At 64.5% G+C, this 12,235-nt stretch carries 10 protein-coding genes and 3 pseudogenes; 12 read left to right on the plus strand and 1 reads right to left on the minus strand.

The window, feature by feature from the left end:
* Positions 1-14 precede the first annotated feature (14 nt).
* The 10 genes and pseudogenes from NKI70_RS27315 (at position 15) to NKI70_RS27360 (ending at position 10,307) form a co-directional block, all read left to right on the plus strand.
* Complete coding sequence (locus NKI70_RS27315; protein ID WP_352725458.1) at positions 15-1,304, plus strand: cytochrome P450; 1,290 nt, start codon at positions 15-17, stop codon at positions 1,302-1,304.
* Between the two features lies 1 nt (position 1,305).
* Positions 1,306-1,431, plus strand: a pseudogene (locus NKI70_RS27320) (ferredoxin); the annotation flags it as partial.
* A gap of 168 nt (positions 1,432-1,599) precedes the next feature.
* A complete protein-coding gene (locus NKI70_RS27325) occupies positions 1,600-2,445 on the plus strand; it encodes an SDR family oxidoreductase (RefSeq protein ID WP_352725510.1) in 846 nt (281 codons plus the stop codon).
* Complete coding sequence (locus NKI70_RS27330; RefSeq protein WP_352725460.1) at positions 2,445-3,788, plus strand: cytochrome P450; 1,344 nt, start codon at positions 2,445-2,447, stop codon at positions 3,786-3,788. Before NKI70_RS27325 ends, NKI70_RS27330 begins: the two co-directional genes overlap by 1 nt.
* 148 nt (positions 3,789-3,936) lie before the next feature.
* Positions 3,937-4,929 carry a polyprenyl synthetase family protein gene (locus NKI70_RS27335; RefSeq protein ID WP_352725462.1) on the plus strand — a complete coding sequence of 331 codons (993 nt, stop codon included), beginning with the start codon at positions 3,937-3,939 and terminating at the stop codon, positions 4,927-4,929.
* Positions 4,930-5,077: 148 nt separating this feature from the next.
* Complete coding sequence (locus NKI70_RS27340) at positions 5,078-6,628, plus strand: hypothetical protein (protein ID WP_352725464.1); 1,551 nt, start codon at positions 5,078-5,080, stop codon at positions 6,626-6,628.
* Positions 6,625-7,527: a terpene synthase family protein gene (locus tag NKI70_RS27345; RefSeq protein WP_352725466.1), complete on the plus strand. Its 903-nt coding sequence runs from the start codon at positions 6,625-6,627 to the stop codon at positions 7,525-7,527. The genes NKI70_RS27340 and NKI70_RS27345 overlap by 4 nt, the downstream gene beginning before the upstream one ends.
* Positions 7,528-7,612: 85 nt before the next feature.
* Complete coding sequence (fni, locus tag NKI70_RS27350) at positions 7,613-8,662, plus strand: type 2 isopentenyl-diphosphate Delta-isomerase (protein WP_352725468.1); 1,050 nt, start codon at positions 7,613-7,615, stop codon at positions 8,660-8,662.
* A 257-nt stretch (positions 8,663-8,919) separates the two neighbouring features.
* Entirely contained in the window at positions 8,920-9,213 is a 294-nt protein-coding gene (locus NKI70_RS27355) for a hypothetical protein (protein ID WP_502897634.1), read from the plus strand.
* A 44-nt stretch (positions 9,214-9,257) separates the two neighbouring features.
* Entirely contained in the window at positions 9,258-10,307 is a 1,050-nt protein-coding gene (locus NKI70_RS27360; RefSeq protein WP_352725470.1) for a beta family protein, read from the plus strand.
* Between the two features lie 15 nt (positions 10,308-10,322).
* Here the strand turns inward: NKI70_RS27360 and NKI70_RS27365 are convergent.
* A pseudogene (locus NKI70_RS27365) lies at positions 10,323-10,904 on the minus strand (sce7726 family protein); the annotation flags it as partial.
* 96 nt (positions 10,905-11,000) lie between these two features.
* Between NKI70_RS27365 and NKI70_RS27370 the strand changes: the two are divergent.
* Together NKI70_RS27370 and NKI70_RS27375 are read left to right on the plus strand one after the other, a co-directional pair.
* The gene (locus NKI70_RS27370; RefSeq protein WP_352725472.1) at positions 11,001-11,393 is read left to right on the plus strand and encodes a hypothetical protein; all 393 of its coding nucleotides are present in this window, start codon (positions 11,001-11,003) and stop codon (positions 11,391-11,393) included.
* 494 nt (positions 11,394-11,887) lie between these two features.
* A pseudogene (locus tag NKI70_RS27375) lies at positions 11,888-12,064 on the plus strand (ISKra4-like element ISMet1 family transposase); the annotation flags it as partial.
* Positions 12,065-12,235 lie beyond the last annotated feature (171 nt).

Here is a 12,235-nt window from a genome sequence, read left to right on the forward strand (position 1 = left end):
AACAGGTGACCAAGATGGACGTGCAAGAAACCACGGCAGCATGCCGGGATGCCTTCGCCGAACTGGCGTCGCCAGCGTGCATTCAGGACCCGTACCCATTCATGCGGTGGTTGCGCGAGCACGATCCGGTACATCGCGCGGCGTCGGGCCTCTTTCTGTTGAGCCGCCACGCCGACATCTACTGGGCGCTCAAGGCCACGGGCGATGCTTTTCGGGGGCCGGCACCAGGCGAACTGGCGCGCTATTTCCCGCGTGCGGCGACCAGCCTGTCGCTAAGTTTGCTGGCGTCCACTTTAGCGATGAAGGAACCTCCAACGCATACGCGTCTGCGCCGGCTGATCTCGCGCGATTTCACCATCGGCCAGATCGACAACCTGAGGCCGACCATCGCTCGCATCGTCGCAGCGCGCCTGGACGGCATGGCGCCCGCGCTGGAGCGCGGGGAGGCGGTGGACCTGCATCGGGAATTCGCGCTGGCCTTGCCCATGCTGGTTTTCGGCGAACTGTTCGGCATGCCCCGGAACGACATTCTCGGGCTCGTCACCGGCATCAGCGCCATTCTGGAAGGCCTGAGTCCGCACGCCAGCGATCCCCAACTCGCTGCGGGGGACGCGGCCAGCGCCAGGGTGCAGGCCTACTTCGGCGACCTCATACAGCGCAAGCGCACCGATTCCCGCCACGACATCGTGTCAATGCTGGTCGGCGCACACGACGACGATGCCGAGATGCTGTCGGATGCGGAATTGATCAGCATGCTCTGGGGCATGCTGCTGGGCGGCTTCGCCACCACTGCCGCGGCCATCGGCCATGCGGTCCTGGCGATGCTGGCGTATCCCGAACAGCGGCACTGGCTGAAGGGAGATGCCGTGGGGGTGAAGGCATTCGTCGAAGAAGCCCTGCGCTACGACGCGCCCGCCATGTTCAGCTCCATTCCGCGTATCGCCCAGCGCGACATCGAACTGGGCGGCGCGGTGATCCCGAAGAACGCGGACGTGCGCGTGCTGATCGCGGCCGGCAATCGCGACCCGGACGCCTTCGCCGATCCCGACCGCTTCGATCCCGTGCGGTTCTACGGCACCGGTCCTGGCATGTCGATCGACGGGAAGATCATGCTGACCTTCGGCCACGGCATCCACTTCTGCCTTGGTGCGCAACTGGCCCGGGTGCAGTTGGCCGAGAGCCTGCCGCGGATCCAGGCGCGCTTCCCCACGCTGGCATTGGCCGAGCAGCCGACCCGGGAGCCCTCCGCGTTCCTTAGGACGTTCCGCGCGCTGCCGGTGCGGCTGCATGGGCAGGAGGGCTGAGATGCGCGTCCTGGTCGATCAGGATCTGTGCGGAACTACCGGGCAGTGCGTGCTGACGCTGCCGGGCACCTTTCGCCAGCGCGAACCGGACGGCGTGGCCGAAGTGTGCGTGGCGACGGTCCCGCAGGCGCTGCACGCCGCCGTGCGGCTTGCGGCCAACCAGTGCCCGGTCGCCGCCATTCGGGTCATCGAAAGCGACGCTGGCCATGACGAGCGCGCCAGCGCCGACCCTGCGCCTACTCCGGCGGAGGCCGAGCGGCATGCTGCGAAAGACCAATGCAATTCAGGAGACACGATGGGACGGTTTGAAGGCAAGGTGGCCGTGGTGACCGGCGCCGGCGCCGGCATCGGCAAGGCATGCGCTCTCGCCATCGCGCGCGGGGGCGGCAGAGTGGTGGTGGCCGACATTGATGGCTCGGCGGCCATCGCCTGCACCGCGCAGATCGCGGCCGAAGCAGGCCACGCGCTGCCCATAGCCATGGATATCGCCGATGAGCAGGCGGTGGCAGCGCTGTTCGAGACGGCGGAGCGGCACTTCGGGGGGGTCGACCTGCTGGTGAACAATGCGAGCGCAATGCATCTGACCCCGCGCGACCGCGCGATCCTCGACCTGGACCTGGCAGTCTGGGACCAGACCATGGCGACCAATCTGCGCGGCACGCTGCTCTGCTGCCGGCAGGCCATCCCACGGATGATCGCCCGCGGCGGTGGCGCGATCGTCAACATGTCGTCGTGCCAGGGACTCAGCGGTGACACGGCGCAGACGTCCTACGCCGCGTCGAAGGCGGCGATGAACATGCTGTCGGCCTCGCTCGCCACCCAATACGGTCATGCGCAGATCCGCTGCAACGCCGTTGCGCCGGGTCTCGTCATGACCGAGCGTCTCCTCGCTAAGCTGGACGAGTGCATGCAACGGCATCTGCGCCGGCACCAGCTCCTGCAGCGCGTCGGCCGCCCCGAGGACGTGGCCGCGCTCGTGGCGTTCCTGCTCTCCGACGATGCTGCGTTTATCACAGGCCAGGTCGTGTGCATCGACGGCGGCATGCTGGCGCATGTGCCGACATACGCCGACGGTGGCAACAGCTGCGCCGCGCGGCCTGCCGGCGACACCGCCGAAGCGGCCGCGGCGGCGCGCTGCTGATGGACATGCTGCTCAACCCGCTCAACCGTCGGCAGCGGCTGCGATACGACATCCCGGTCATGCCCGGCGCTTTCCCCCTGGTCGGGCATCTTCCCGCCATCGTCTGCGACCTGCCGCGCCTGCTGCGGCACGCGGAAGGGACGCTGGGCAGCCACTTCTGGCTGGATTTCGGCCCTGCCGGACACCTGATGACCTGCGTGCATCCGGATGCGTTCGCACTGCTCCGGCACAAGGACGTGTCCTCGGCGCTGATCGAAGAGATCGCGCCCGAATTGCTTGGCGGAACGTTGGTTGCCCAGGACGGCGGCGCGCACCGGCAGGCGCGCGATGCGATCAAGGCGGCGTTCCTGCCCAAGGGGCTGACCCAGGCCGGCATCGGCGACCTGTTCGCGCCCGTCATCTGGGCGCGGGTGCAGGCGTGGCGCGAGCGCGGCGACGTAACCATCCTGCGCGAAACCGGCGACCTGATGCTCAAGCTCATCTTCAGCCTCATGGGAATCCCCGCGCAGGACCTGCCGGGATGGCATCGCAAATACCGGCAACTGCTGCAGTTGATCGTCGCGCCCCCGGTCGACCTGCCCGGACTACCCTTGCGGCGAGGCCGCGCCGCCCGCGACTGGATCGACGCGCAGTTGCGCCAGTTCGTCCGCGACGCGCGCGCGCATGCCGCGCGCACCGGGTTGATCAACGACATGGTGAGCGCCTTCGACCGCAGCGACGATGCGCTTTCCGATGACGTCCTGGTCGCCAATATCCGCTTGCTGCTGCTTGCCGGTCACGACACGACTGCCTCGACGATGGCTTGGATGGTGATCGAGCTGGCGCGGCAGCCTGTGCTGTGGGACGCCCTGGTCGAGGAGGCGCAACGCGTGCGCGCGGTGCCGACCCGGCACGCGGACCTGGCGGAGTGTCCGGTCGCCGAGGCGCTGTTCCGCGAGACGCTGCGCCTGCATCCGGCGACCACGCTCCTGCCGCGTCGCGCCCTGCAGGAATTGCAACTCGGCCAACGGCGCATTCCCGCGGGCACCCATCTGTGCATCCCGCTGCTGCATTTCTCGACCTCGGCGCTGCTGCACGAGGCGCCTGATCAGTTCCGCCTGGCGCGGTGGCTGCAACGCACGGAGCCGATCCGGCCGGTGGACATGCTGCAGTTCGGTACCGGCCCACACGTCTGCATCGGCTACCACCTGGTATGGCTGGAAATGGTGCAGTTCTGCATCGCCTTGGCGCTGATCATGCACAAGGCCGGGGTGCGGCCGCGGTTGCTGAGCGGCGTCGAAAAAGGCCGGCGCTATTACCCGACAGCACAACCCTCCATGAAAATCCGCATCGGATTCTCATGAGCTGGCATCGTATGCCCCGTGTGGCGAGGCAGCGGCGCCGGCGACGCGCGGCATTGCTGCACTCGGCGCGCGCGCTCGGTGCGACGCCGGCAACACCGCGGCGGCTCGGCGCTCGCCGTGGCCGTGTCAGGTACAAGGACATAACAACATGCAGACCGGTTCCATGCTACACGACGACCGAACTGGCGTTCCCGCGCTCGGCGGATTGGGCGCGCAGGCGCGCGCCGCATCCGGCAGGCTGCTGCCGGAGATCTGGATGCAGGACGGCGCAAAGCGGGTCGACCAGGCGCTGGCGCGTCTTCTCTGCGCCGAAGACGACGGTGAGACAGAGCTGATGGCGGCGATGCGCTACGCCACCTTGCATGGCGGGAAGCGCACCCGCGCCTTGCTCTGTCTGGCTGCCGGCGCACTGGCCGACACGCCGGCGCACATGCTCGACGATGTTGGCGCCGCCATCGAGATGATGCACGCCTGTACCCTGGTCCACGACGACCTGCCCGCGATGGACGACGACGTGCTTCGCCGCGGCCTTCCGACCGTGCACGTCAAATTCGGCGAAGCCACTGCGATCCTGGTCGGCGATGCGCTGCAGGCGCACGCCTTCCTGACACTGGCGAGCCTGGATGCGCCGGGCGACAACCGTATCGCGCTCGTGCGCGAACTGGCGCAGGCGGTGTCCGCCGAGGGTGCCGCGGGCGGGCAGGCCATGGATCTGTCGCTGGTCGGAAAGCACGCCGAGCTGGATAGGATCGTGGCGATGCACCGGATGAAGAGCGGAGCGCTAGTGCGCGCGTCCGTTCGCATGGGTGCGCTATGCGCCATCGCGGAGGATGCCGCGCACACTGCGCTGTACTGTGCGCTCGATCGCTACACCGCCTGTTTCGGCCTGGCGTTGCAGGTGGTCGACGACATTCTCGACGCGACAGCGGATACCGCGACGCTGGGCAAGACCCCCGGCAAGGACGCGGCGGCGCAGAAGCCGACCTGCGCGTCGATTATGGGGCTGCAGGCAGCGCGCCAGTTCGCGCTGGATTTGTTGCGCGACGCCGGGGAGGCCATCGTCCCGCTTGGGCCGCGTGCGGAACGGTTGGCGCAGATGCTGCAGCGGGCCAACGTGTATCTGTCCGCGCCATACGCATGAGCGCGTCCGTCCGCATGGACTCGCCCCTGTGCTGCTGCGATCGGCCGGCGGGCGGTGCATGCTGCACTGTGTCCGAGGTCCGCGGCGACGTGCGCGGCGTCTGCCCGATCCTGGTTGTCGTTAGCCCTCTGCAGAAGGAACATCCCGCGTGAACGCGCTGTCCGAACAGATCCTTTCCGAATTGCGCCACCTGCTGAGCGAGATGAGCGACGGCGGCAGCGTCCGTCCGTCCGTCTACGACACGGCGCGAGCTCTGCAGTTCCACGGCAACGTCACCGGTCGGCAGGACGCATACGCGTGGCTCATCGCGCAGCAACAGGCCGATGGCGGATGGGGAAGCGTGGACTTCCCGCTGTTCCGCCATGCGCCCACGTGGGCGGCGTTGCTGGCATTGCAGCGGGCCGATCCTCTTCCCGGCGCTGCCGACGCAGTCCAGGCTGCAACCCGGTTCCTCGAGCGCCAGCCCGATCCCTACGCGCATGCGGTGCCGGAAGACGCGCCGATCGGCGCGGAGCTGATCCTGCCGCAGTTGTGCGGCGAGGCCGCATCCTTGCTGGGCGGCGTGGCGTTTCCGCGCCACCCGGCGCTGTTGCCGTTGCGGCAAGCGTGCCTGGCCAAGCTGGGGGCGGTGGGGACGTTGCCGAGCGGCCATCCGTTGCTGCACTCCTGGGAAGCCTGGGGGACGTCGCCGACCACCGCATGCCCGGATGACGACGGCAGCATCGGCATCAGTCCGGCGGCCACCGCCGCGTGGCGTGCGCACGCCGTGACAAAGAAGAACACGCCGCAGGTCGGGCGCGCCGACGCGTATCTTCACGCGGCATCGCGGGCGACGCGCAGCGGCATCGAAGGTGTCGTTCCCAACGTCTGGCCGATAAATGTGTTCGAGCCATGCTGGTCGCTGTACACCCTGCATTTGGCGGGGCTGTTCGCGCATCCCGCGCTCGCCGAGGCGATGCAAGTGATCGTCGCGCAGCTCGACGCCCGCCTGGGCGTGCGCGGTCTGGGCCCGGCCTTGCACTTCGCGGCCGATGCGGACGACACCGCCGTTGCGTTGTGCGTCCTGCGCCTTGCAGGCCGCGACCCGGCAGTCGATGCGTTGCGCCATTTCGAAATCGGCGAGCTGTTCGTCACCTTCCCCGGTGAGCGCAATGCCTCGGTGTCGACCAACATCCATGCCCTGCATGCGTTGCGACTGTTGGGAAAGCCCGCCGCCGGCACCAGCGCCTACGTCGAGGCCAATCGCAACCCGCACGGTCTATGGGACAACGAAAAATGGCACGTTTCGTGGCTATATCCCACCGCGCATGCGGTCGCTGCGCTGGCGCAAGGCAAGCCCCAGTGGCGCGACGAACGCGCGCTGGCGGCGCTGCTGCAGGCGCAGCGCGACGACGGCGGCTGGGGCGCAGGTCGCGCGTCCACATTCGAGGAAACCGCCTATGCGCTGTTCGCGTTGCACGTGATGGAGGGGAGCGAAGAGCCGATAGGGCGCCGGCGCATCGCGCAGGCGGTGGCGCATGCGCTGGAGTGGATGCTCGCCCGCCATGCGGCGCATGCATTGCCGCAAACGCGGCTGTGGATCGGCAAGGAACTGTATTGCCCCACCCGGGTGGTGCGCGTGGCCGAACTCGCCGGGTTGTGGCTGGCGCTTCGTTGGGGGCGGTGCGCCCTGGCCGAGGGAGCAGGAGCGGCGCCATGATCCAGAACGAACGCGCGCTGCAGCAGGTGCTGGAGTGGGGACGTTCCCTGACAGGGTTCGCCGACGAGCATGCCGTGGAAGCGGTCAGGGGCGGCCAGTACATCCTGCAGCGCCTCCACCCGGGCCTGCGCGACACCAGCGCCCGCACCGGCCGCGATCCGCAGGACGAAACGCTGATCGTGGCGTTCTATCGCGAACTGGCGCTGCTGTTCTGGCTCGACGATTGCAACGACCTTGGCCTGATCGGGCCGGAACAGCTCGCCGCGGTGGAGCAGGCGCTGGGGCAGGGCGGGCCGTGCGCGCTCCCCGGATTCGAGGGCTGCGCTGTGCTGCGCGCTTCGCTGGCCGCGCTCGCCTACGATCGTCGCGACTATGCTCAGCTTCTCGACGATACCCGGTGCTACTGCGCAGCGCTGCGCGCCGGACACGCGCAGGCGGCAGGGGCGGAACGCTGGTCCTACGCCGAGTACCTGCACAACGGCATCGATTCGATCGCCTACACGAACGTGTTCTGTTGCCTGTCGTTGCTGTGGGGGCTGGACATGGCGACCTTGCGCGCGCGCCCGGCGTTTCGCCAGGTCCTGCGGCTCATCTCCGCGATAGGGCGCCTGCAGAACGATCTGCATGGACGCGACAAGGACAGGTCGGCCGGCGAGGCCGACAACGCGGCGATCCTGCTGCTGCAGCGCTATCCGGCTATGCCTGTGGTGGAGTTCCTCAGCGACGAGCTGGCCGGCCATACGCGCATGCTGCACCGGGTGATGGCGGAAGAACGCTTGCCCGCGCCGTGGGGACCGTTGATCGAGGCCATGGCGGCCATCCGCGCGCAGTACTACCAGACCTCAACCAGCCGCTACCGCAGCGACGCTGCGGGGGGAGGCCAGCGTGCGCCGGCCTGAACGCGCGGGAGGCGGCGGCGTGCGCGCGCTGCCGTCGGTCCGATCCGACGCAACGCCGTCGCCCGATGCGACGGATGGAGCGAGCATGAGCGACACCGCCCTGAGCCGGCGCAAGGACGACCATCTGGACATCGTGCTGGATCGGCGCACGGCGCCGGCCACGGTCGCCGCCGGCTGGGAGTACATACGTTTCGAACACTGCGCATTGCCCGAGTTGGACCTGACGGAGATCGACCTGCGCGCCTCGCTGCTGGGCAAGACCATGCGCGCGCCGCTGCTGATCAGCTCCATGACCGGCGGCATGCCACGCGCCGAGGCCATCAACCGGCATCTGAGCGAGGCAGCGCAAGCCTTGGGGATCGCCATGTGCGTCGGTTCGCAGCGCGTGAGCCTGCAATCCCGCAACTCCCAGGGACTGACGCGCGCGCTGCGCCGCCTGGCCCCAGACATTCCCTTGCTGGCCAATATCGGCGCCGCGCAACTGCGCGAGGCCGACGGCCTGGACCTGGCGCGCCGGGCGGTGGATGCGCTGGAGGCCGATGGACTCATCGTCCATCTCAATCCGCTGCAGGAAGCGGTACAGCCGCAGGGCGACCGCGACTGGCGCGGTGTCCTGGCGCAGATCGCTCGCGCCGCGCGCAGCTTGGGCGTGCCGATCGTGGCCAAGGAAGTGGGGTCGGGCCTGTCCGCCTCGGTGGCCTGTGCGCTCGTCGAGGCGGGCGTGGCGGTGATCGATGTCGCCGGCGCCGGCGGCACCAGTTGGGCCGCGGTGGAGGGCGAGCGCGCCCGCGATGCCGCCGACCGTGCAGTGGCGATGGCGTTCGCCGATTGGGGGATTCCGACCCCGGCCAGCGTGCAGGCGGTACGTCGGGCGCTGCCAAAGGTGAAGCTGATCGCGTCGGGCGGGATCCGCGACGGCGTCGAAGTGGCCAAGGCTATCCGTCTGGGCGCGGACATCGCCGGGCAGGCGGCCGGCGTGATGCGCGCGGCTACGGTATCCACCGAGGCGGTTGTCGCGCATTTCGAGATCGTCATCCGCCAGTTGGCCGTCGCCTGCTTCTGCACCGGCTCGGCTGATCTGGCGGCGTTGCGTCAGGCGCGCTTGTTGCCCTCGGCGCATCTGCCCGCCGGTTGATGCCGGCGTCGCCCGCACGTGGAGGCGGGCGCCTAGTCTTACTGAGTCGCGGATGCGGGGGGATTCGCGCTAGTCGCGGATTTGTTAGGGTGCTGCTTCGTGACCAGGGCGCCCCGCCATGCCCGACTGGACAGCCGAGAGTGAAGCCGCATTCGACGCCTATGTCGATGCTTTGATCGGGGTGATCGTTCACGCCGACCGAGCTGAGCCCCTGAAGGGGTCGGAACAAGGTGCGCCGGGAGACCGGCAGGGAGTAGATGGTGCAAATTCATTGCAATGAGGACGAGCAGGCAATCCGCGATCGTGCTCTTCACTCTCTCCAAGAAGTCGGATATCGCGGCTTTGGGGATGTGACGGTGATCTCGGACGGGGCCGAAATCCTAAAGCGGCTGCCCCGCGCCATGCCCAAACCGACGACCCACATCATCGGCTGGTTTCATATTGCCATGAAGATCCAGCCCATGCAGCAGATCGCCGATCACATCGTGCGATCCCGATCCCCTTTTAAGCGCGGCGATTATATCGTTGACAAACCAGGCTTGGTTGGTTGAATTGATTGTGGTCTAGCCCCTTGGGGTTGAAATGGGGGGTTATCATGACGAGATATGTTCCAATTTTGAGATGGAAGCAGGGCGAGCGCACCGCACTTAATCATTTGGCCGCCGCTACTCGCAATGGCGTCGCACCGCATGTCGTTCTAACACAAGCTCAGTTCACCGGTTCATCCAAGAAATCATCAAACGACACCCCGCCTAAGAAGGCACCTCTGAGCGCGGCGGAACACTTTGCCAAGCAGGTATTCGATGCATGGGGGAAGAGCCTGTTCTTCCTTGATGCAGCCGATTTGGTGGGGGACGCCACCAAACACGACCTAGACGAGATTCGGAAGGCCGCAAAAAAAATCGGACTCTACCTGGTACCTTCCGCTCGATATTCAGCGCCAAAAGAATATCGCGACGCCATCAGACGCGCCGTTAAGCAAGACGGGCTTGGGTTGGCACTGCGTCTTACCCTGAGCGACATGACTTCTGCTTCTACCTGGATTTCGTCGTGGCCGTTCCCGGTTTCGGAAACCGATCTGATCATAGACATGGGCGCTTCGGTCGCGAGTGTCCTAGCGCTTGGCAGTTCCATCCTAGTCGCATTCCAAGCACTTACGAACGGTGCGGAATGGCGCTCTATAACCATGACTGGAGGCAATATACCCGCTACCCTGACAGGCTACGTGGTGGGTCGCACCATGTTGCTAAGACCGGAATTTGCACTCTGGTCAAAACTAGTGGCAGCACCCTTGCCGTACAGCTTAGATTTTGGCGACTACGCCACCATTGGCCCTGAGGCGAGCACAGAAGACATCGGCGGGCCAGTTCCGATCAACGCGAAGTACACCATAAAACCGGACTTTGTCGTCTATCACGGCGTCAAGGAAAAGGGGCCGATAGGGAAGCCGCGAGATCAACAATATCGGGCCTATGCGAAGGACATAACCAGTAAATTAACCAACCGACTCCCATTGGTACATTGCTGGGGCGACCAGATGATCGATGCTATCGCCAATTCGGCTCCCACTGCCGGAAGTCCTACTAGTTGGGTCAGCTATAGCATCAATCGGCATATCGAGATTACTAGAACTCAACTGCCCTAATTTGGCCCGTGCCTTCAGTGCTTCCCTTACGCTTGCCGCTAGCCTGCGATAGGAGAGCTTATTAACGAGACGGTCAGTGATTTCAGCTGACCGCTTGTTCCGCCATCCCTCCGCGAATCCATACTTGTCCAGTACTGCTAGCGCCTCGTTTTTCCACAGAAGCTGTACCAATATGTCTGGGTCGGGCGAGGGGTTGCGCTTAGCTTTACGGCGCGTGTTTAGGGATACCTGACCACTCTCCATCGTCGCGACTATGCACCCCCACCAATCGGGTATCCGGGAAAGCGCCTTCTCGTAATGTCTCCCGCCGACGACCAAGGTTATCCTGTCGAAAACCTTACCGTAAATTTCGACTTGATTTGGGAGCCGGTCGAGAGTGTCGCTGTCGCTTTTCAACTCGAAGCCGTTTAGCTCGCCATTGATGACAGCGATATCGACACGGACAGTCCCAGACCAGATCCCCATTTCTTCTACGACGCGAGTTGTGGGATCGCCTTTATGCAAGGCGTCGAGTTGGGCTTTCACAGCCTTCCTTACGTCGGCATCCCGCATTCCGACCCCGTGTCCTGAAGTGTACAAACTATCTGCTTTAACCATATAGGTCAATGAGTCTGACCTATTTGTCGCCAGATCATCCCTGTCGCATCCGCTCCGAGGAGCCTATATGCATCTAGGACGGTTGAGGAGAGGTTCATGTCAAAGGCAGCCCAGAAAAAGGCAGAAGCGGCCAAGTTTGAGGCGAGAGTGAAGTCCGTTTTGGTCGACGCGCATGCTGCCGCCAAGGCCGCCTACGAGGACTTTGCCAACACCGCAGACCGGACTCCAGAGGGTCACATTAAGGATAGCTGCGGCGGGGGCTATGTGGTTGTTTACAAGCCGTCCTATCGATTGAGGACCACGCTGAAAAAAATGAACGAAATTATACAAGGATACGGTGGCGGTTGGCACGTCTCGCATTTCACCAAGGAGGTCCATAGTCAAAGCGTGACCGCAGGCGTGAAAGCAGCCGAAGCCGCGCGAGAGATTTTGCATCGGGAGTTCGGATTGACCGATGGCGAGTTCTATACGGAATCATATATCGATTAGGCAGGTCGCCGACCGAGCAAAGTTTTCCTCGGACTCGTCTGTCCCGAGCTCTCGCGCCTTTTCGACAAACTTCTGGTACTGCCTGTCCTTAGATGACTGGTCGGTTTCCGGTTTGCGGGCGGCCTTGCGCTGAGTTTTATTGGACTTCACTGAGTTCTTCATCATCATCGTTATCAAACTCATCATCGTCGATTTCTTCGTCAATGCGATCATCTAAATCGGAAACTTGTCTTTGCAGGTTGGCTTGTTTATGCCTGAAGTTTAAGAGATGTTTTTAAGACATGCCTCTTTCCACGCGTTGTAAGCAAGAAAAGAGAAAAGGCGGTTGAGTTGCTGAGTGTGCTGAATCCCATACAGATTGGGAAAGTCCTTAAGGAGAACCTTATCTGTAATATCGTTACCAATAAACTGATCTCGGCTACGAGGATGGAGGCGTTCAAACCGACTCAGGATAACCACCGTAATTCAGATAATCCAAAAACATTCATTAAGAGGCGATCGTCAACTATGGAAAACGCTACCGGGCTGGGCTTCGCGTCGCCACCACTCCTCGCCGAGTCGTCGGGAAACGTATGGTCAAGAAGCAGCAGATGCGCTGGTCGCTTCGCGGTGCGCACATGCTCGTGCAGGTCCGGGCGGCGGAGATCAATGGCGAACTTCGCAACCGGCTGCGGACGCCTTTCCGACTGCCAGAACTGAACGGGCCTCCAATAGCCTACGCGCTTACCGTCTATCTCAGTCGCGCTGTCGATTATATCCGCGGCAAGGGCATCGATATTCCCGCCGAGTTGCTCTCCGAGGTAACACCGCTTCCTTTGGCTCATATCGCACTCACCGGAGAC

This window comes from Mesorhizobium sp. M0500 (genome assembly GCF_040321165.1).
Taxonomy (GTDB): Bacteria; Pseudomonadota; Alphaproteobacteria; order Rhizobiales; family Rhizobiaceae; genus Mesorhizobium.